The following is a 19626-nucleotide window of genomic DNA, read 5'->3' on the forward strand; positions in this document are numbered from 1 at the left end:
CACGTGGAGTCCCCAAAACCCGGTTTTGGGGACTCCACGTGATGGAGCAAGTCAGTAGTTGCGGCGGTGCTTCAGGCGGGGAATAACGACGGCGAACACGGCCGCCGCCGCGAACCCCAGGATGCCGGTGGCTGAGATCCCCGTGCCCAGGGATGCCACGGCGGTCACCCCGGAAAGCAGCAACGGCCCGCCCGTGGAGCCGGCGTCGGCCATGAACCGCCAGAGCCCAAGGAACTGGCCGCGTCCGCGGTCCGGCGAGAAATCGGCCCCCAGCGTCATCACCAGCCCGGAGCTGATGCCGTTGCCGAACCCGATCAGCAACGAGGCCAGCAGCAGCCCGGTGAACGAGCCTGTCAGCGGGATCAGCACCAGCGCCGCACCCATCAGCAGGGTGGACGGTACGGCCACGAACTGCCGGCCCTTGCGGTCCATGAGCTTGCCGGCGGGATAGAACACCAGCATGTCGATGGCCCCGGACAGGCCGTAAATGAGCGAGGCGGACGTGGCGTCCATGCCCAGGTGGTCGGCCCACAGCGGGATCACCACCTGCCGCGAGGAGCGGAGGGCGGACAGTAGGAGAATGCCGATGCCCACGGAGAGGAAGACCCCGGCATGGGACACCGCGACGCTCCGGAGCGTGGGCTGCGGGCCTGGCGTGCCGCCGTCGGACGCGTCCGGAGCGGCCAGGTCCGGGATGGTGAGGGACAGCAGCGCGGCCGCCGCCATGGCCACCACACCCACCCAGTAGGCGCCGTTGATGCCGCCAAACTGCATCACCCCAGCACCCAGGAACGGCCCGATGAACACGCCGATCCTGTTTACGCCGCCCAGCGTGGACAGCGCGCGGGCCCGGAATTCCACCGGCACCGCCTCGGTGAGGTACTTCTGCCGTGCCAGGCCAAAGACGCTTCCGGACATCCCGACGACGGTCATCGCCACGGCGAGCAGCACCAGGCCGTTGGGGGCAAGGGAGGACAACCCGGCAGCGGCGAGAGCCAGGCCGGCGGCGACGGACGCGCCCACGATGGACCAGCGCTCACCGAACTTCAGCGTCACAAGCGAGGCCGGCAGGTTGAAGAACCAGGATCCGAGTCCCATCAGGGTGACGATGAGGGCCGCCACGGCGACTGTGGCGCCCAGGTCGCGGGCGGTCAGGGCCACCACGGGAAGGATGGCCCCCTGCCCCAGGCCAAACAGCAGGGTGGGTCCAAAGGCGGCCACCGCAATGCTGCGCAGGTTGAAGGGCTGGGAGCCACCGGGGGAAGTCATCAGATTTATCCTAGGGCTGCACCCTCCTTCACCCGGGCGCGCAACGTCGCCCCGCGCAACGGAAGCTACTGCCGGGTCCGCGGTGCCAGCCCTGCCAGTGCCCGGATCAAGGCCACCACCTCCACCACGGCACCGATAACCGAGCCCACCATTCCCAGCGCAAGGAACACCCGCACCACCACGGGCCACCCGGACCAGCCATCGCCGAAGTCGAACGGGAAAACATCCCAGAGCCGGAGCAGTGCCGCCATTCCGAAGCCGAGTGCCACCAGGTTTCCGAGGGCCTGCAGGCCCCTCGACCGGACCACCACGAAGGCCAGGTTCACGATGATGCCGGCAATGAGGGCGGCATTGAGGGCGTCGAGGATGCGCGTCATGTCCGGAGCCAGGAACGGGACCGTGCTCCAGCCTGGCCACACATTGATGGCCCACAGCAGGACAGCATTGACGAGGACGGAGCCAACGCCGCCGCTGCGGCTGGTCGAAGCCATGCCATCAGCGTCGCGCCGGGCCGCCCTGGCCCGGAAGTGCCGAAAGTCCCGCGGGGCCGGGTGCCCGCAGCGCTGACCCGCCTTAGCCAGGCAATAAATTCGGGGGTCACAAACGCCCTGCGGAGGAGTAGATTTCGCCTTAGGGGTGCTGTTCCGTGCCCCTAGCCAAGGGGAGGTCAATGCAATGGGTGAAGTGTGGATCCGCACGCTCGGCAACGGGCTGGTCCGGGCAGACAGAGTCACGGAAATTTCCTCCACCCGCGGATCCCTCCACGAGGACCAGGGATATTCGTTGAAGGTCATCGTGGACGCCAAGGGCCATGTGCTCATTGACGATGCGGATCTGCAGGGCTCCCTTGGTGACCGGCTGGAGTATGCCCGGCACATGGAGGACGCCCTGCTGCTTGCCATGGATGAGGCCCGCGAAAACGATGCCTCAGTGGTGGTGTCCTTCGAGCCCGAGCGTCAGCGCTGGTCAGCGGCTCCCGTGGCGGTGCTGACAGGTAGGCTTCCGGACCTGGCCGGCAGGGTTCCCGAAGCAGTGGGCTGACCAGCAGTCACAGGATCAGCATCAACCCGGCCGGTAATAAATTCGTCAAAGTGTTGCGTGGATCACATTCAACCCCTACTCTGTATGAGGCTGATGAAAACGGCCACGCAAAAAGCTGCAGCGTCGCAGCCAATGCCGGGGAAGGCTTTACATCTTGAACTCTAAGCTCCACATTGTTGTCCGTGTTGATCTCGACCACGCACGTGCGAAGGTGATTGCAAAGGGGCATATCACCGTCCACAGCGTCAACGCCCTTTACGTAGTAGCTAAACGGGCCAACTCCTTGAAGGAAGGGCTGGACCTGGAACTGGATATCTCGCAGGCCTTCGTGGATGAAGCCGCACTGGAGATGCTCCGGACCGCGTCGGAAACCCGACATCTGCCCACCAGGATCGATCCGCTCCAGGCACCCTGCACCATCAGTGTCCTGGCACCGCGCCGCAGGGTTCCCGCCGCCGCCACCCGCCTGGCCGCATAGCGAAGACCCTGGCACCACAGAGCCCACGATTCGGGCCCGCGTGCCAGCCATTCCTGAAAGTTCCGCCCCTCGCCCTGTCCCCTTGCCGCTGAACCCACACATACGGGTGGCGGCTCCGGACGGGGCGACGTGCGTTAAGGGCCGTACTCAGGTGTGCGATGCCAGCCATTCCCTGAGCCGCGGCTCAGGAAGCGGACGGGCGAAAAGGTAACCCTGGGCAAGGTCGCAGCCCATGTCCTGCAGCGTCTGCGCCTGGCCGGAGGTTTCCACCCCTTCGGCCACGGCCCGGATCCCCACGGCGTGTGCCAGGTCGATGCAGCTGCCCACGATCGCGGCGTCCCCGGTGTCCAGTCCCAGCCCCATGATGAAGGACCGGTCAATCTTCAGTTCGTTGATGGGGAATTTCTTCAGGTAGGTGAGGCTTGAGTAGCCCGTGCCAAAGTCGTCGACGGCGAGCCCCACGCCCAGGTCCTTGAGGGCGGTCAGTGATTCGACGGCCGCGCCGGGATCGGACATCAGGGCCGTTTCGGTGATTTCGAGCAGCAGCAGCGCCGGGTCCATGTTGCGCCGCTCCAGCGCGCTTTCCACCATGTCCACCAGGCCGGGATCGTTGAGTTGCCGGGCGGAAAGGTTGACGGCGAATTCCAGTCCGGCACCGTGGTGGTCATCCCGGCGCAGGCTTTCGGCCAGTTTCAGGGTCTCGTCCAGCACCCACGCACCCAGCGGACGCACCAGCCCGGATTCCTCGGCCATGGCAATGAATTCCGACGGCGGCAGCAGGCCACGGGTGGGATGCTGCCAGCGCACCAGGGCCTCCACACCGCTGGCCCGCCCCGTATGCAGGTCAATCCGGGGCTGGTAGTGGACACGCAGGGCGCCTTCGCCGATCCCCCGGCGCAGTTCGCCGAGGGCACGGAGCCGGTCCACTGCCGGGTCCGATGGTGCGGGCCGGTGCAGTTCCCAGCGGTTCCGGCCGCGTTCCTTGGCCCGGTACATGGCGATGTCCGCACGGCGGATGAGGTCCTCAACGGTGTCGTCCCCGCCCCGGGCAACCGCGATGCCGATGCTGGCCGAGGTGACGATTTCGATGCCCTCGAGATGGATCGGTGCCGCGAGCACGTCCAGCAGCCGGGCGGCCAGGGCGGCCGCTTCCTCTGTCCCGGCCACCCCGTCCAGCACCACGAACTCGTCCCCGGACAACCGCCCCACCGCACCGGGAGCCTGGACAGCTGCGGCCAGCCGTCCCGCCACGGACACCAGCAGGTTGTCCCCGGCGCCGTGGCCCAGGCTGTCGTTGACTGCCTTGAAGTGGTCCAGGTCGATAAAGAGGGCCGCCAGTGGATTCCCCTCACTCATGCCTTCCGTTGCTGCCCCGACAGCCGGCACTGCGCCAAACCGGGCCTTCAGGCCGGCCCGGTTGGGCAGGCCTGTCAGGGCGTCGTGCAGGGCCAGCCGCTGCAGTTCCTGCTCCGCGAGGGCACGCCTGGTATCCGATTCCTCGGCGGCGCGCAGGGCGGAGACCAATTCCTTCTCGTACAGCCGTCGCTCGTGGGCGCTGAAGATGATCACGCGGACGCTGTCCGGTTCCTGCCCCGTCGCCGCGAACCGCGAGGCCGAGAGCAGCGCCGGGCGCCGGACGCCGTCGGAGCCGATGATGTCCACGGCAATCTCGGACACCGAGCCCGTGATGCCCAACTGCGGAATGCAGTGGGTGGCGTAGAGGATCTGGTCCCCCACCGGCATCAGCGATTGCAGCTTCGTTCCGAACAGCTTCGCCCGGCTGTAACCGGTCCACCGCACGAAGGTGTCATTGACCGCGGAGATACGGCCGGCGTCGTCCGTGATGAGGTAGCCGCACGGAGCCTGGTGGAAGAGCGTCTCGAAGTTGGCCACTGGCTGGCCGGCGGTGTCCGTCACGGGCGTGGATGGAGGTAGTGCAGGATGGCTGCGGCTGTGGCTTCGGGAGCGCTCACATGGGGGCAGTGGCCGGTTGCGGTCAGCTGGACCAGGGAGCTGTGGCCGAGCTGCTGGTGGACGTAGGACCCCACAGCTGCCGGTGCCAGGAGGTCATCGGTGCATTGCAGGATCAGGCTGTCGCACTGGACCTGCGGCAGGACGTGGCGGGTGTCGGAGAGGAAGGTGACCCGGGCAAAGTGCCGGGCGATGGAAGGGTTGGTCCGGCAGATGCTGCTGCGGAGCTCCTCCGCGTACTCCGGGGTGCCGGCGTTGCCCATGGCCATCGGCGCCAGCGCCTCCGCCCAGGCGAAGTAATTACTGTCCAGGGACTCCAGCAGCCCTTCGATGTCCTCGTGCGAGAACCCGCCCACGTAGCCGTCGTCGGCGTCGTCCGTATATCTGGGCGACGGGGCCACCAGGATCAGCCTGGCAAAACGCTCCGGTTCGCGGGCCGCCGCGATCAGGGCGATCATGGCGCTGACGCTGTGGCCCACCAGGATCACGTCGTCCAGGTCCAGTGCCTCACAGATTTCCAGGACGTCGGTGGCGTAGCCGTCCAGGGTTCCGTACTTTTCCCGGTCGTACGCCTCCAGGTCGGAGTGGCCGGCGCCCACGTGGTCGAAGAGCACCACCCGGTAGTCGGCGGCGAAGTAGGGCACCAGCCGCCGCCACATGTCCTGGTCGCAGCCGTAGCCGTGGGCGAACATCATCACCGGCCCGTCCGCGCGGCCCAGCACGGTGACGTTGTTGCGATTGGCAACGGTCTCTGCGGTGAGTTCTCCGAGCATGATCCGGCCCCTAGGTAGTCAGCAGGGTGGCTTCTTCCTCAGATAGTAGTAGCGGCAGGCCTGAAACCAACCACAAATTTCGCGCAAGAGCCCTGGGAGCCGCGGACGCACCAGCCCGCGGCTCCCAGGACACAGCCATCGGACAAGCGCCTAGCCGGTAACCCCGGTCAGCTCGTTGGACACTGCCTCCAGCGTGCCGGTGCCGGTAATCTTTCCCGTTTCGATGTCGACGGCGTGGATGGTCTTCGACGCCGGATCGGTCACGTAGGCGGTGTGCCCGTTGACGAACAGGGTGGGCCGGGGCTGCTGCCAGTCCAGCGGTTCCTCCCACGGCGCGGTCACCGGGAAGACGTTTTTGACAGCCGCTGTTGCGGGGTCGATGACGTGGAGGGCGCCGTCGGTGCCGAGCACCAGGGCTTCGCCGTGCGGTCCGCGGCCCAGGGAACGGAAGCTGTAGCTGGTGCCCAGGTCCACGAAAGCCAGGGATTTCGTTTCGGTGTTGATCAGGGAGACGGTCTCCGGCCGTTCCAGTTCGGCGTCCTTGTCCTGTTTGTAGTCGCCCAGGGTCACCGGGGATTCGTCCGAGCCGGCCTGGTTGCCGATCCGGCCGTATTCAGTGGGGCTCGCCAGCTTGGTGATGGCACCGTCGGCGTAGATCAGGACGCCGGTCTGGCATCCGATGACCACTGCCTCTCCGGCCGCCGTGGCCTCACCGTGGACGCCCGGGCAGTCCTCGTTCCTGGCTATTTCCTTGCCGTCGGCGTCCGTCACCACAATGCCGGGCCGTTCCTTGTCGTTCCCGAGGGTGAGGACCAGCTCGCCGTTGGCAAGTTCGACGGCGACACCATGGTGGGCTTCTTCGGTGCGGTGGGTTTCCACCCGGGGCTGTCCGGCGGCCAGGTCCGCAGAGTTGAAGACGGTCACCTCGCCGGTGCCGTCGCTGAAGAGGATGGTCTTTCCATGGTGGCGGACCACGTGGCCGGGCTTGGTGGTGGGGAAGACGATGTCCGTCATGGCCGGGTCCTGGGCGTAGTGCCTGCCGCCGTCGGTCCACGCCCCGGTGTCCAGGACCTCGAATCCCTTGGCGGTGGAGATGACCACATGGCGGCCGTCGCCGGCGGGGTTGATGCGGTTGAATCCCTCCATGGGAAAGTCGGCCAGCACCTTGAAGGTCTCCGGGTCGAGGACCTGGATGCCGCCGTCGTAGGTGGTGACAAGGCGCGGAGCTGCGGAGTCCACGGTGGCGGCCTGGGTTGGTGCAGGGCTGGCGGGGCTTGAGGCGGCAGTGCCGCAGCCGGACAGCAGCAGGCCGGCGGCGGCCAGCACTGTCATCAGGCGGACGGGTGCGGTGCGGTGATACATGGGTGGTTCCTTCTGTATGGGTGGGGAGCTCCGGGAGCGGAGCCCAGGGTCTGTCTGGTGGCGACGGGTCAGGCCAGGGCCCGGGTGATGCGCTCGGCGTTTGCGCGCATCATGCCCAGGTAGGTGCCGGCGTCGGACCCTTCAGGGCCCAAGGATTCGGTGAAGAGCGGGACCACGGTGATGTCTTCGCCGGCCTCGGCGGCCAGCACCTCGGCCAGCCGGGCGGGTTGCGACGAGTCGGCAAAGACGGCCCGCACCCCGGCGGACCGGATCTTGCCGGTGAGGTCGGCCAGGTCCGTGGGGCTGGGTGAGGCGAGCGTCGTGCCGCTTGGGATCACGGCACCCACCACCTCGAAACCGAACCGGTCGGCCAGGTAGCCGAACACGTGGTGGTTGGTGATGAGCTTGCGCCGGCCGGGATCGATGCCGGCGAATCCGGCCTCCATGGCTGCCTCCAGTTCCTGCAGTTGTCCCTTGTATTTGGTGGTCTGCGAGCGCACGGCACCGGCGTCAGCGCCTGCCACGTGCTCACTGACTGCCGCGGCGATGGCATCCGCGGCCCTGGCCACGCGGGAGGGGTCGGTCCAGAAGTGCGGGTCCGGAGCGCCCCGTCCGGACTGGGTGAAGGAGAGGGGCCCGACGGCGTCAAGCACCGGCAACGCCGGCACACCTTCGGCCTCGGCTGCTTTCACATGGTTGAGGACGTTCTCTTCGAGGCCGCCGCCGTTGTGGATGATGAGGGCCGCGTTTTCGATGCCGGCCGCCTGCCGTGCGGAGATGCCGAAGGAGTGCGGGTCCGCGTTGGCAGCCATGAGGACCACCACCTCGGCCTGCTCCCCCACCACGTTGCGGGTGATGTCGCCCAGGATGTTGGTGGTGACCACCACCGTGGGGCGGTCCGCGGCGGCGGCCGAACATCCGCCCAGCGCAAGCCCCAGGCCGAGGCCCAGCACCAGCAGGGCGCCCAGCCGGGCCGGCCAGCCTGCTTTCCGGGCAGGGTTCCGGCCTGCAGCCGGGGCGTGCCGCGTGCCCATGCCCCGCCTCACAGCCCGGTCTCCAGCACGATGTCCGCGGCAGGAACGTCGAAGCTCCGTGCCACCCGCAGCCCGTCCGCGTAGTCGATCTCGTGCACAGCGGAGCGGGCGGGGTCGCTCACATAGGCCCGGGAAGTGTCCACCAGGATCCGCGGAGCAGCGCCTCCCGGGACGGCAGGCGCAAGCAGCGGAACCTGCGCATCAACGGCACCGGTGGCCGGGTTCAGGGTCAGCAGTGATCCATCGGCGGCAACAGCCAGTACCCGGCGTCCGTCGCCCACCGCGGAAGCGGCAACCACCGGAGCCGGCGCGGGCAGGAACGTCCACTTCCGTTTGGCGGCATCGAGGTGCCACACCCCGGCATCGCCGGCCGGCCCGGCCAGTTCGTTGGACCCGGGGCGGTGGTCCAGGTGCGTGGCCGGCGGACGGCCCGCCCCGCCGTCGGGATACAGAATCTTCTCCGCGCTGAAGGTGCCCCCGTCCCCGCTGACCAGCAGCGCCCCGTCCGAGCACCCAAACACGATGCCCGCCCGGGTGGCAGCGTGCCCGGCCAGGCCCTGGCAATCCTGCCGGCCGAGCACCACCAAACCGCCGGCGTCGCGCACTTCAACCCCGTCCGCGGCACCGGAACCGGCGGCCAAGGACGCAACGAAGTGGCCCTCGTAAGGCACCACCACGCCGGTGTGCGGCGAGGTGGTGATCCGGGCCGACTCCGCCAGGTTGCCGGCGTCGAGATCCTTGTGGCGGTACACGGACGCGTACCCGCCGGACTCCGAAAACACCGCAATGGAGGTGCCGTCACCGGCCACTGCGCCCGCGTCCGGAACCTGAAGCGGGCCCACGGACCCTGGCTCGGCGCTGTAGTAATGCTTGTGCTCGCCGTGGTCAACGGTCCAGGCGCCGGTATCGAAGACCTCCACCCCCGCTCCCGTGGCCATCAGGGCGTACCGGCCGTCGCGGTAGGCGGCGGTGACGGGACCGCCAACGCCGGCGTCGGACGTGTCACCGGTGAGGAGCGAAAGCAGCTGCCCCTCCCCTGTGGCTGCGTTGACGGTGAGCAGGCCGGTCTGCGGTTCCGAATTCTCCTGCGCACCGGCAATAAAGCCGTGCGGTTCAGCGGTTTCCGGCGCGGATGCCGTGTCCGGGCCCGGTTCGGCGCAGGCGGACAGCAGCAGGGGCAAACCGAACAGGAGGGCGGCGGTTCTAGGCGTAGTGGTGCGGGGCACGGGTTTCCTTTTCCGGGAGTGGGGCTGGGGAGGGGACGACGACGACGGCGGCGGCGGCCAGCGCGCCAGGGCGCGGCTTGGTGCCGCGGGTGGCGGAGTGGCAGAGGGCGGAGGCGAAGTAGGACAGGGCGGCGACCAGGGCGATGGTGGCCCCGGCGGCAGTGGACGCGTACCAGGAGATCCACAGCCCGGCCACCACGCTGAAGACGCCAATGACGGCACCGAGTGCCATGACCGCCCTTATGGACCGGGCCCACACGAGCGCCGCCGCGGGAGGGGCGATCAGCAGCCCGAACACCAGGAGCGTTCCCACCACCTGGAAGGAGGCAGCCACGGCAACGGTGACCATGCCCAGGAGCACGGCATGCGCCAGGCGGGGCCGCAGCCCCAGGCTTGCCGCCTTCTGCGGGTGGAACGTGGCCGCCGCCAGGGCGCGGTGGAAGAGTGCGGCCACCCCCAGCACCAGGCAGCCGACGACGGCGAGCAGCGCCACGTCCTCCATGCCCACCGCCAGCACGTCCCCAAAGAGCGTGCCGGTGAGGTCCACGGCGAACGAGCCGGAGGCGGACACGATGATCACACCCAGCGAGAGCATCGCCACGAACAGCAGGCCGATGGCGGTGTCCTGGGAGACCCGCCGGTTCCGGGTAATCGCGGAGACGCCGGCCGCTGTGGCCGCAGCGCTGAGCGCGGCCCCCAGGAGGAGGTTGCCGCCCAGCAGGGATGCAACGGCGATTCCGGGGAGCAGCCCGTGGGACATGGCGTCGCCGAGGAAGGCCATGCCCCGCACCACCACCCACGTGCCCACCACGGCGCAGACCACAGCCACCAGGCTGCCGGCCAGGACGGCGCGCTGCACGAAAGTGGCGCCCAGGGGTTCAAGTATCCATTCCATCGCCGCCACTGTATCTTAATAAGAATCATTATCAATAAAGGAGCAGAATGGATGCCGTCAGGTTCAGCAATGTGGGGTACGCCTATCCGGACCGGCAGGTGTTGTCGGGCGTCAGCCTGGCGTTCGCGCCGGGGACGCATACCGTCCTGACCGGGCGGAATGGCTCCGGAAAGTCCACCCTCCTGGCCATGGCCGCCAGAGTCCTGACTCCGGATAGCGGCACCGTCGCCACCCAGGCACGCCCGGCATATGTCATCCAGCACATTGAAGCGCCTGACTCCATGCCGTGCACGGTGCGCCAGGCTGTGGAAATGGGGCGCTGGCCGCACCGCCGGGGGCGTCCACTCCGGGCCGCCGATCGCCAGGCGGTGACGGACAGCATGGAGCGGATGGGGATCACGGAGCTTGCCGGACGGCAGCTTCGCGAGCTGTCCGGCGGCCAGCGGCAGCGCACGCTGATTGCCCAGGGGCTGGCGCAGGAATCCCCCATCCTCCTGCTCGACGAACCCACCGCCGGACTGGACGCGGAGGCCCACCATTTGATCCGCGCCGCCGTCGCGGCAGAGCTGCGACGGGGCACCACGGTCCTGGAGGCCAGCCATGACGCGGCGGACATTGGCCGGGCCGGCCGCGTGATCACCCTGTCCGGCGGACAAGCGACCGAAACCAGCATCCTGTGAATATTTTGTCATACTGATGACAAACTGTGATGCGTTGATGTCATACCCGCGTAGATTTATCCGTAGGCCCTTTGTAGTCTGGACGTGTCAGTGCTTGGGGGGCCGGCAAAATCAGGGATGAATTTGCCGGGCAGACCGGGCAGGAAACTCGGTCAAAGGCAAGGTCTCAGCGCATGAAAACTCCGTCCGCACGCGTCCGCAAACTCGCAATGTTCGCTTCCGCCCCCGTTGCCATCCTCATCGCAGGCGGCATGGTGTGGCAGGGTTCCCAGGCGGCGTTCAACGCCACTACCCGCAACGCCGGCAGCTCCTGGAGCACCGGCAGCGTCACCCTCACCGACGATGACAACGGCGCCGCCGCTTTCCACGTCGAAAACATGGTCCCCGGCCAATCCGGCCAAAAGTGCATCGTGGTGACTTCCCAGTCCAACGTCCCCGGCGAGGTCCGCGCCTACACGCAGAACCTGGTCACCTCCAAGGGCTTGGAGAACCGTATCTACTTCGACCTTGAGCAGGGCACCGGCGGCTCGTTCAACGACTGCACCGGTTTCACGCCCACCGCCAACGAGGTGCCGGAACTTCCGCTGTCCCAGCTGGCCACGGTGAACCGGGACTTCGCCACCGGCGGCGCGGCCTGGGACACGGCCGGAACGCCCGGCGAGACGCAAAGCTACCGCGGCACCTGGCGCTTCGACACCACCGGCATGTCCCAGGATGAGGTCAACGCCCTGCAGGGTGCCCGGGTCAGCATCGACCTGGTGTGGGAGCTGCAATCTGACAACGCGCCCACCCCGTAGTCCGGGCCCGGCAACAGCATCGCGGTGAAGCGGGAGAGGCCCGGGTCTTCCCCGGGTCCCTCCCGGGCAAGTGCAGTGTTTTCGGCGGATGGCTGGGGGATCTTCCTTGCCTCCCTGGCATCCCGGCTGTATCTGGGTATCCTGCTGAGCCTTGCTCTTTTTGCGGTGCTGCCGGCCCTCCTCGGCTGGCACGGCGCCGTGGTGCAAAGCGGTTCGATGGAACCGCACATCTCCCCCGGCGACGTAGTGCTCGCCTCGGACCTTGACCCCGCACAGCCGGTGCCGCTGGGCCGCGTGGTGCAGTTCCGCAGCCCGGCCTCGGCCGAACCGAGCGGCGTTGAGAAGACCCGGCTGCACCGCATCGTCACGGCCAACGACGACGGAACCTACGTCACGGCCGGCGACGCCAATGCGGATGTGGACAGCACTCCCCTGACCCGCGGGCAAATCACCGGGCAGGCGCGCCTGCTGGTTCCCGGCGTCGGCCTCCCTGGCTTGTGGCTGGGCAGCGGCAACTTCCCGCCGCTGGCGCTCTGGTCCGTCATCACCCTCGCTGCCGTGGTTGCCGCGGTCTTCGGCGGCAGCAACCACGGACGGGACCGCAGCCCTGGCGCGGGCGGACCCGCGGAACCGGACGGGGACGGGGACGGCGGCGGTGGCGGAGACGAGAGCGGGCAGCCGGACGGGGACGACGGCGGCCCCTCCCCCGCGGCGAAGGCCGGCACCGCCGTCGGGATCATTGCAGCCCTTTCCGTAGTTGTGGTGCTGGGCGCCAGCGTCTTCTCGTCAGCGGCGTTCACCGCCAAAACGGCCAACGCCGCCAACTCGTTCGGCACTGCCGCGGACTGGTCGCCGCCCTCGGTCACCCTCGCGAACCCCGGCCCCACCGTCCGGGGCGCCGTGGTGCTCACCGCCGACGCCGGGGACCCCGAATCCGGCATCCGCACCGTCGCCATCCAGTACTCCGCCGCCGGGAGCAGCACATGGACCACCCTCTGCACCCCGGTCTCGGCACCCTTCTCCTGTGCCTGGAACACCGCCGCGCTGCCGGACGGCCAGTACAACCTGCGGGCCGTGGCCACGGACAACTCCGGCCTGAGCGCCACCACGCAGCCCATCAGCACCGCCGTGGCCAACGCCTTCTCGGTGGTCCTCAACGATCCGGGCGAGGTGGTTCGTGGAACCACCACCCTCACCGCCGGGCTCAACAACCCCGGCGCCGGCCTGTACACCGTCCGACTCGAGTACTCCGCAGCGGGGGCCAACAAGTGGAGCACGCTCTGCCTGAACCTGCTCTCCCCGTACAACTGCGCCTGGACCACCACCCTGTTCGCCAACGGCTCGTACGATCTCCGCGCCGTGGCCGTCTCCGGCCTGACCACCACGTATTCCGCTACGGTGGCGGACGTCCTGGTGGACAACACGACACCGTCCGTCACCCTGACGGACCCCGGCGCCACCATCCGCGGCACCGGCACCTTCGCGGCGACGGCGTCGGACACTGACTCGGGAGTGGCGCAGGTGCAGTGGCAGTACCAGCGCACGGGTACCAGCACATGGCTGGCGATGTGCGCGGTGACGGACATCCCCTTCTCCTGCCGGTTTGATACCACCGCCCTGGCCAATGGCACCTACAACTTCAGGGCGGTAGCTACCGACGCGGCCGGCAACAGCTCCATTTCCACTGTCGCCTCCAACCGGACCGTGGACAACACCGTCGCCTCGGCATCCATGGAGGACCCGGGCGAATACCTCACCGGCACCGTCCCGCTGACGGCCGCGGCCAACTCACCGGCCGGCATCACCAGCGTCCGGATCCAGTCGGCGCCGGCCGGTACTAACACCTGGACCACCCGGTGCACGGCCATCACCAGCCCCTACTCCTGCGGGTGGAACACCACGGCGGTAGCGGACGGGCTGTACGATTTCCGCGCCATCCTGCTCGAGCCGTCCGGCAGGGAAACCACCTCCGCGACCATGGCCTCCCGCCGGGTGGACAACAGCCCGCTCCGCGGCGCCGACGTGCAGGCCGTCAACGGCACTGGTACCGCCGGGCGCCTTGATGCCGGCGACGTGCTCACCTTTACCTACAGCCAACAGGTCAGCCTGGGCTCCGTCACTTCCGGCTGGAACGGCTCCGCCCTCCCCGTGACCCTCCGCCTTCGCGACGGCAACCTGCTGGGCCTGGGCAACGGCGCCGACGCTGTGGACATCCAACGCACCGGCGGCACCGTGAACCTCGGGACACTGAACACCAAGGGCAACTTCATCAAGAACCGCAAGACCGCCACGTTCAACGCCACCATGTCCGCCACAACGGTCACCGCGGGCGGCGTCCCCAGGACTGTGGTCACCGTGACGCTTGGTACGGCGGCCAGCGGCGCATCCTCGCTGCGCACCTACGCCAACCCGGCGGCCATGGTGTGGAGCCCGACGGCGGCGGTCACCTCACTGACCGGCGTCGTGTCCTCCACGGCGCCGGCAACAGAGACGGGCATGCTGGACCGGGACTTCTAGAGCTTTGAGGGACTTACCCTAAGGCGCCGATGTACTGTCCGTTCAGGTGGTCGATGGTCCGCATTGCACACCGGTTGACCGGCGCGTGGAAGGCCACGGCCAGCTTTGGCAGCCTGATGGTTTCAGCCTCGTAGGCAGGTCCCCGGAGTTCCTCCTCCAGGTCCAGCATCAGGCCTGCCAAACGCTCCGCGCCCACCATCTGGCTGGCGACCTTCAGCGCCCTGGCCGCATCAAGGGCGCCCGCCGGGTCAGCCGTGGACAGTGCGAGCCGCAGCCGGTCCATCCGGCGCGGCAGGCCCGCAATAAAGTCGTCCACGAAGACCTGCCTGCACCCGTCGCCCTGCTCACGCTCGAGCCCCAGTTCAAGGAGGAATGCCTTGTCCACTACAGGACGCTCAGGGGTTGCGGGGATCTTCATGTCCGTCCTTCCGGGCTGCTTTGCCACCAATTTCCAGCAGGTTAGCCACGGCTGATTGGGGTTAACTTGGCGGCGGAACGACCCGTCCGGAGAATCAAAGGTTCCTCCAAGGTGGCGGCCGGCGTGCAGGCGATGACCACTGCCGCCGGCGGCCAGCGACGGACCGGTACAACAAAACTCCAAGGCCCGCCGCCGAGAGTGGAGCGCATCAGCCCCATTTCTTAGGAGAGAAGAATGGTTCAACAACCAGCTGAGGGCCCGGGCAAGCGCCTTGAGCCAAGAACTGCAACCCGGCGGGGGGTTGCCGCGGCGGCCGCACTGATCCTCACCGCCACCGGCATCGGGTCCGCCGTTGCCGCCACCCAGGTGACGGTCAAGAATCCCGGGAAGCTGGTGGCCGTTGGTCCGGTCAACACCGAGTACGGCTTCCCGGCCTGGTACGAGGACAGCAACAAGACCCGCGTCGAATTGTGCCTGGATGGCGAGAACCCCCTGTGCGGCTTCCTGCCGGGCGATATACCCAACGAAGCTGCCCCCATCTCATTCCCGGGCAACTTCCCTGACGAAGCCTTCTATATGCTGGCCGGCTCTGACCTGGATCTTCCCGGAGGAGGCAAGGCTGTCCTGGTCCTCGGGCTGGAAGCGGCCTTTGCCAATTCGGTGACGGAAGGTGACCAGGTGGTCTTCGGCCGTCAGCGGATAGTGGTTAAGGGCGGCCCGGCAAACACCACCCTGGAGTTCAAGCACCCCTACGGCACCATCACCATCGATACCGACGGGACCGGCAGCGGGAAGCTGGTGGAAGACATCTCCCCCGCTATCGGCAACTTCGGTACTGCCTTGAAGAGCAATATCGGCCCCTTCCTGAAGTGGGATCCGGCCGTGGCCCCGGCAGCGCCCGAGGGCTACCTGGGTGACCCGAACCAGGACCACGCCGTCACGGGCAGTCCCTTCAACTACAACAAGTTCTCCGTCAGCGGCGGCGGCCTTGCCCTCGAAACAAGCCAGTTTGGCCTCCAGGGCAAGATCGCCACGAACCGCGGCGTCAGCGCGGACGGCGCCTTCCTCAATGGGGACATGATCGACGTCTTCGCCACCAGCGGGCCCGAGTCACAACTGCAGGTGGACGGACAGGCTGGCCTCTTCGAGACGACACCCATGGCCAGCGACCCCGGCAGCGGCCGCTACTACGCCAGGATCAAGGTCACCGGAACCGCTCCGGAGGGCATCAAAATCACCAACATCGGCGACAAGCCCGCCAGCAGCAGCACCGTGAAGGTGGCAAAGCCCAGCAGCATAGCCGTCACCAAGGCAACCTTCGATGGCACCGCCCTCACTGTCGCCGCGGTATCAAGCGAGGCCGGCGCCCTGACGGTGGCAGACCTTGGCACCCTGGACAACCCTGCACCCGGCACTTCAGCCGAGAAGTCCTTCCCGGTCAAGGCCCCACCGGCCACCGTGACCGTCAGGACAGCATCCGGCAGTTCCGCCTCCCTGCAGGTGACTGTCAGCGGAGGTGCGGCAACCCCCTCGGGCCTGGATCCCGTCACGCCGCAGCCTGATCCGGGTCCAGTGGTGGATACCGGTGGTGGCACAGGTACGGTTACCCCTCCGCCCACAGGGCCTGCACCCGTGACGGCAGCAGCCACCGCGGCCACGCCCACACTGGCCCGGGGCGGCAGCGTCCAACTCGATGGCAGCGCGTCCACGGGAGCAGTCAGCTACAAGTGGCGCCAGGTCAGCGGACCCACTGTCACGCTGTCCAGTGACACAGCCGCCAAGCCTGTGGCGTCCATCCCGTTCTACGCCAAGACCACCGACACGGCGCCGCTGGCAGCCGCGACGGCTGGCCCCGCAACCATCGAGCTCGTGGTGACAGACAAGAACGGAACCACCAGCACCCCGGCCACCGTCCAACTGGCCATCCAAACGGACACGGTGGTCCTCGATCCCAGTTCACGCCACCGGCTGGGAACGGAAATGCGGATCCAGGGTACGTCCACCATCGGCGGCACCGCTGCCCTCCTGGTCCCCGCAACAGCCGTGGTCATCTACGACACCACGCCCGGCAGGCCCGTCTCCAAGCTGGGAACGGCCACCGTGGACACGCTGGGCGCGTGGTCGCTGAAGGTCAAGCCGGGCCCCGGACGGCAGGTCACCAGCGTGCTGGTCCAGTCAAGCCGTGGCGGCACCGCCGCGGGATCAATTTCCCTCCGGTAAGCACCGAAAGAAGAGTCCGGGGTCCTGGCCGCTAAGCGGCCGGGACCCCGGACTTTTGCCCGCGCGCAGACGGGTCACATGCACATATATGGTGGCAGAGCCGGGGTGCTATTTCCCGCCGGTCAGCAGGGTGCCATGGATGGCGGTGAGCGGCACGGCACCGTAGTCCCGGGAATCAATGGACACACCCCTGTTGTCGCCCAGCACAAAAATGCTGCCGGCAGGAACGGTCACGGGGCCGAAGTACGTGGCGTCGATGCGGCTGTGGTCGGTGAACGGCTCGTCAACGTGCACGCCGTCCACATAGAGTTCGGCGTCCCGGATGGCTACGCTTTGCCCCGCCACGGCAATGACCCGCTTGATGGCCACGTGGCCGTCTTCCGGGCTGGTGAAAGCCACCACCACGCCGCGGCCCACAGTGCCTGACGCCGCAGCCGGTTTGTACATCAGTACCACCGAGCCCTGGGCGATGGTGGGTTCCATGCTGTCCGATGAAACCGTAAAGGGCTCCACCAGCCAGGCCCGGGCGCCGAGCAATGCCAGCGCCGGGACCAAAGCCAGCGCCAGGCGGCGCGGGACGCGCCGGCCTGACCCCCGCTGTGGCGACGACGGATGGCGGCCGGGGCTTTCACCCCGGCCGCCGCCCGTCGTCGTACGTTCTGTGGTCAATCCTCTTCGTCGTCCCACTCGGCTTTTGCGGCGGTCATGGGATCGTTGACGTCCAGGTCCGACTCCTTAAGGCCAACCCGGAACTGGACCATCATGTCGTGGTCCTCGTGGGGCAGGTTGTGGCAGTGCATCATGTAGACGCCCTGCTGGGGCGTGAACTTCATGAGCAGCCGGACCGTTTCGCCTTCGCCCACATAGACCACGTCCTTGGGGCCGCGTTCGTGCAGCATAGGTGCCTGGCCGTTGCGGCTGATGATCTGGAAGTCCACCAGGTGGATGTGGACCGGGTGGAACCAGCCACCCGATTTGTTCTCGATTTCCCAGATCTCCACCGAGTTCAGCGCCGGATCCGCGGCCACCTTCTTGTAGCCGCTGGCAATGACGTCCTGCCAGCTGTCCTCGTTGATGGTCCACAGGTTGGTGGCATCGTTCCGCTTGACCCGGAACGAGCGGGTCTTCACCGACTGGCTCGCCTTCAGCGACATCGTCTCGCTGCCCGCCAGGGTGGTGGGGATCCGGTTCCAGGTGGGATCAGTGGTGTCCACTGGCTCGTCGGTGACATCGAAGGCCATGATCTTGTTGGTGTAGTCGTAGTCCACGTTGTTCTTGTTGGACAGGTTCCGGAGCTCGATCCGCTGCCCGGTCTTGTACTTCCGGAAGTCGATCAGCACCTCGTAGCGCTCCGCCCCGCCGTGCCGGTAGCTGCTCACGCTTTGCGCCGTGGGCACCAGGCCTCCGTCGGTTCCAACCACCACCAGCGGATCGCCGGTGCTGAGGGTGGGACGGAGGGAACGGGAGATGGAGGCGTTGAGGATCCTGAACCGGTAGACGCGCTTCTGGACCTTCATCACCGGCCAGGGCTTCCCGTTAACCAGGATCACGTCCCCCCACAGGCCCGAATGGGTGTTGTCGTCGTAGCCCAGGGCCCCGTTGGAGGCGAACATTACATCGTTGACGGTCAGCGCCACATCGTAGCGGCCCTGCGGGAGCAGCTGGCGCTCGAGCGGATCATGCATGTGGTACTGCGCCGCGAGGCCGGAGTAGGCGTTCAGCGCCGTGAAGTGGACGCCGTGGTCGTGGTACCAGAGGGTGCGTGCCGGCTGGAAGTTGGGGTAGTGGTAATCCTTGAAGAAGCCCGGGTGGGTGATATCTGACGCGTAGCCGTCATACTGCGGCAGCGACGCCGAGCCATGCAGGTGGGTGGACGTGGACAGGGCATGCCCGTCGATCGCGTGCTGGGCGGGGAGCTGGTTGCGGACCCGCAGCACGGCCTTCGTCCCCTGATCCAGGCTGATGGTGGGCCCGGGAAAGATCCCGTTGTAGCCCAGGATCGGCGTGGTGAGGCGCGGCAGGATGTTGGCCGTGGCGGCCTTCTCCGTCACCCGGTAGTAGTTGACCGGCAGGCCGTCAGCGGGATCGATGCCGGTGGCGTAGGGGGCCAGGAACGGGGCCTGGACAAAGGCGGACTGGAACGGACGGGGCATCTCCTTGTCGCTGAGCCGGCTGGCCGACTTCGCTTCAACCGAACCCGTAGGCAGCATGGCGGCTCCCGCCCCAAGGACTCCCAGTCCTCCGATCAACAGGACCTGGCGGCGTGAAATGGACATTGGGTGTCTCCTTTGCTCAATAACCAGACTGTGCAGGGGCCAGCTTGGGGATTCCCTGCCCGGGTTACCTGGTTCTTGGAATATTCATGGAAGTCCCGGAACTGACGGGACGGTTCACTTGGCGCCCCGGTGGTGCCCTGCACCCAGGGACAGTCCCGGGCCGCCGGGCAACTCCAGGGTCAGGTCTATGGCGCGGTCCGGGAGCTCGAACACCAGGGTGGCGTTCATGCTCTCTCCCTGCGGGACAAGGGCCGGGGCCGGCGTGGCCCAGATCGGCTTCCAGCTACCCGAACCCAGGGCAGAGACGGCGTACTGCGACGGGTCGAAGGAAATACCGTCCTTCTCCATGGCTGTCAGTTCCACGAGGATGCGGACGCGGTGCATTTCCGCGTCCGGCGGGCTGGCGAGAGATGCCGGGGCTGATGGGGGCGTCCAGCCGTCGGCTTCGAGGGGTATGACCCCGTTGATTCGTCCCAGCCCGCCGTCGAGGCTTCCTGAGGCACCCAGCATTGCCGGCGGTGTCCGCGGCGCAGCAGTCACGATGCCCGCCACGAGGCTCCCCACCAGTGTGAGGAGGAGGAGCGGGACAAGGACCCTGATGCGCCTGATGGTTGCTGTTGATGCCATGCCGGACAGTGTTGCCCGGGCTTCTAGGGAAAGCCTTGGGAT

18 protein-coding genes are annotated in these 19626 nt (G+C 67.5%); 6 read left to right on the forward strand and 12 right to left on the reverse strand.

The genetic code is table 11. The features are described 5' to 3' along the window. Positions 1-51: 51 nt before the first annotated feature. On the reverse strand, positions 52-1269 hold the full coding sequence (locus tag BLT71_RS16345) for an MFS transporter (protein WP_091722330.1): 1218 nt from the start codon (positions 1267-1269) through the stop codon (positions 52-54). A 65-nt stretch (positions 1270-1334) separates the two neighbouring features. Next, positions 1335-1760, reverse strand: a complete 426-nt coding sequence (locus BLT71_RS16350; RefSeq protein ID WP_172829994.1) for a hypothetical protein — start codon at positions 1758-1760, stop codon at positions 1335-1337. Positions 1761-1944: 184 nt separating this feature from the next. Here BLT71_RS16350 and BLT71_RS16355 point away from each other — a divergent pair, with 184 nt between their 5' ends. Then, positions 1945-2310 (forward strand): hypothetical protein, encoded by a 366-nt coding sequence (locus BLT71_RS16355; RefSeq protein WP_091722332.1) that lies wholly within the window; start codon positions 1945-1947, stop codon positions 2308-2310. A 154-nt stretch (positions 2311-2464) separates the two neighbouring features. After that, positions 2465-2788: a hypothetical protein gene (locus BLT71_RS16360; RefSeq protein WP_091722335.1), complete on the forward strand. Its 324-nt coding sequence runs from the start codon at positions 2465-2467 to the stop codon at positions 2786-2788. A gap of 147 nt (positions 2789-2935) precedes the next feature. Here the strand turns inward: BLT71_RS16360 and BLT71_RS16365 are convergent, their stop codons facing one another. The 6 genes from BLT71_RS16365 to aztB all read right to left on the reverse strand — a co-directional run bounded on the left by BLT71_RS16365 (position 2936) and on the right by aztB (position 10049). Further along, a complete protein-coding gene (locus tag BLT71_RS16365) occupies positions 2936-4705 on the reverse strand; it encodes a GGDEF and EAL domain-containing protein (protein WP_091722338.1) in 1770 nt (589 codons plus the stop codon). Beyond that, on the reverse strand, positions 4702-5532 hold the full coding sequence (locus tag BLT71_RS16370) for an alpha/beta fold hydrolase (protein WP_091722341.1): 831 nt from the start codon (positions 5530-5532) through the stop codon (positions 4702-4704). Before BLT71_RS16370 ends, BLT71_RS16365 begins: the two co-directional genes overlap by 4 nt. Before the next feature lie 150 nt (positions 5533-5682). Next, the gene (gene aztD / locus BLT71_RS16375) at positions 5683-6894 is read right to left on the reverse strand and encodes a zinc metallochaperone AztD (RefSeq protein WP_091722344.1); all 1212 of its coding nucleotides are present in this window, start codon (positions 6892-6894) and stop codon (positions 5683-5685) included. A 68-nt stretch (positions 6895-6962) separates the two neighbouring features. Then, entirely contained in the window at positions 6963-7928 is a 966-nt protein-coding gene (aztC, locus tag BLT71_RS16380; protein ID WP_231994320.1) for a zinc ABC transporter substrate-binding protein AztC, read from the reverse strand. Positions 7929-7936: 8 nt separating this feature from the next. Further along, entirely contained in the window at positions 7937-9154 is a 1218-nt protein-coding gene (locus BLT71_RS16385) for a hypothetical protein (RefSeq protein WP_091722349.1), read from the reverse strand. Next, on the reverse strand, positions 9132-10049 hold the full coding sequence (gene aztB / locus BLT71_RS16390) for a zinc ABC transporter permease AztB (RefSeq protein WP_091722352.1): 918 nt from the start codon (positions 10047-10049) through the stop codon (positions 9132-9134). The genes BLT71_RS16385 and aztB overlap by 23 nt, the downstream gene beginning before the upstream one ends. Positions 10050-10096: 47 nt before the next feature. Here aztB and aztA point away from each other — a divergent pair, with 47 nt between their 5' ends. From aztA to BLT71_RS16405, 3 genes are all read left to right on the forward strand, one after another. Then, positions 10097-10729 (forward strand): zinc ABC transporter ATP-binding protein AztA, encoded by a 633-nt coding sequence (aztA, locus tag BLT71_RS16395; protein WP_091722355.1) that lies wholly within the window; start codon positions 10097-10099, stop codon positions 10727-10729. Between the two features lie 173 nt (positions 10730-10902). After that, positions 10903-11526, forward strand: coding sequence for a hypothetical protein (locus tag BLT71_RS16400; protein ID WP_091722358.1), 624 nt, complete (start codon positions 10903-10905; stop codon positions 11524-11526). A gap of 75 nt (positions 11527-11601) precedes the next feature. Next, positions 11602-14043 (forward strand): Ig-like domain-containing protein, encoded by a 2442-nt coding sequence (locus BLT71_RS16405; RefSeq protein WP_231994321.1) that lies wholly within the window; start codon positions 11602-11604, stop codon positions 14041-14043. A 13-nt stretch (positions 14044-14056) separates the two neighbouring features. On the opposite strand, the gene BLT71_RS16410 is transcribed toward BLT71_RS16405, so the two are convergent. Next, on the reverse strand, positions 14057-14461 hold the full coding sequence (locus BLT71_RS16410; RefSeq protein ID WP_091722363.1) for an Hpt domain-containing protein: 405 nt from the start codon (positions 14459-14461) through the stop codon (positions 14057-14059). A 234-nt stretch (positions 14462-14695) separates the two neighbouring features. On the opposite strand from BLT71_RS16410, the gene BLT71_RS16415 reads away from it, so the two are divergent. Next, on the forward strand, positions 14696-16681 hold the full coding sequence (locus BLT71_RS16415) for a hypothetical protein (protein ID WP_091722366.1): 1986 nt from the start codon (positions 14696-14698) through the stop codon (positions 16679-16681). A 108-nt stretch (positions 16682-16789) separates the two neighbouring features. Here BLT71_RS16415 and lepB read toward each other — a convergent pair whose 3' ends face one another. From lepB to BLT71_RS16430, 3 genes are all read right to left on the reverse strand, one after another. After that, positions 16790-17350: a signal peptidase I gene (lepB, locus tag BLT71_RS16420; protein ID WP_231994322.1), complete on the reverse strand. Its 561-nt coding sequence runs from the start codon at positions 17348-17350 to the stop codon at positions 16790-16792. Beyond that, positions 17347-18957 (reverse strand): multicopper oxidase family protein, encoded by a 1611-nt coding sequence (locus BLT71_RS16425; RefSeq protein WP_091722372.1) that lies wholly within the window; start codon positions 18955-18957, stop codon positions 17347-17349. The genes lepB and BLT71_RS16425 overlap by 4 nt, the downstream gene beginning before the upstream one ends. A gap of 114 nt (positions 18958-19071) precedes the next feature. Continuing rightward, positions 19072-19584, reverse strand: coding sequence for a hypothetical protein (locus BLT71_RS16430; RefSeq protein ID WP_091722375.1), 513 nt, complete (start codon positions 19582-19584; stop codon positions 19072-19074). Positions 19585-19626 lie beyond the last annotated feature (42 nt).

This window comes from Pseudarthrobacter equi (genome assembly GCF_900105535.1).
In the GTDB taxonomy this organism is placed as follows: domain Bacteria; phylum Actinomycetota; class Actinomycetes; order Actinomycetales; family Micrococcaceae; genus Arthrobacter; species Arthrobacter equi.

What these genes read in the sequence shown, in the direction of transcription:
- BLT71_RS16345 (WP_091722330.1), bottom strand. Translation starts at nt 1,269, where the DNA reads ATGACTTCCCCCGGTGGCTCCCAGCCCTTCAACCTGCGCAGCATTGCG.
- BLT71_RS16350 (WP_172829994.1), bottom strand. Translation starts at nt 1,760, where the DNA reads ATGGCTTCGACCAGCCGCAGCGGCGGCGTTGGCTCCGTCCTCGTCAAT.
- BLT71_RS16355 (WP_091722332.1), top strand. Translation starts at nt 1,945, where the DNA reads ATGGGTGAAGTGTGGATCCGCACGCTCGGCAACGGGCTGGTCCGGGCA.
- BLT71_RS16370 (WP_091722341.1), bottom strand. Translation starts at nt 5,532, where the DNA reads ATGCTCGGAGAACTCACCGCAGAGACCGTTGCCAATCGCAACAACGTC.
- aztD (WP_091722344.1), bottom strand. Translation starts at nt 6,894, where the DNA reads ATGTATCACCGCACCGCACCCGTCCGCCTGATGACAGTGCTGGCCGCC.
- aztC (WP_231994320.1), bottom strand. Translation starts at nt 7,928, where the DNA reads ATGGGCACGCGGCACGCCCCGGCTGCAGGCCGGAACCCTGCCCGGAAA.
- aztB (WP_091722352.1), bottom strand. Translation starts at nt 10,049, where the DNA reads ATGGAATGGATACTTGAACCCCTGGGCGCCACTTTCGTGCAGCGCGCC.
- aztA (WP_091722355.1), top strand. Translation starts at nt 10,097, where the DNA reads ATGGATGCCGTCAGGTTCAGCAATGTGGGGTACGCCTATCCGGACCGG.
- BLT71_RS16400 (WP_091722358.1), top strand. Translation starts at nt 10,903, where the DNA reads ATGAAAACTCCGTCCGCACGCGTCCGCAAACTCGCAATGTTCGCTTCC.
- BLT71_RS16410 (WP_091722363.1), bottom strand. Translation starts at nt 14,461, where the DNA reads ATGAAGATCCCCGCAACCCCTGAGCGTCCTGTAGTGGACAAGGCATTC.
- BLT71_RS16415 (WP_091722366.1), top strand. Translation starts at nt 14,696, where the DNA reads ATGGTTCAACAACCAGCTGAGGGCCCGGGCAAGCGCCTTGAGCCAAGA.
- BLT71_RS16425 (WP_091722372.1), bottom strand. Translation starts at nt 18,957, where the DNA reads ATGTCCATTTCACGCCGCCAGGTCCTGTTGATCGGAGGACTGGGAGTC.
- BLT71_RS16430 (WP_091722375.1), bottom strand. Translation starts at nt 19,584, where the DNA reads ATGGCATCAACAGCAACCATCAGGCGCATCAGGGTCCTTGTCCCGCTC.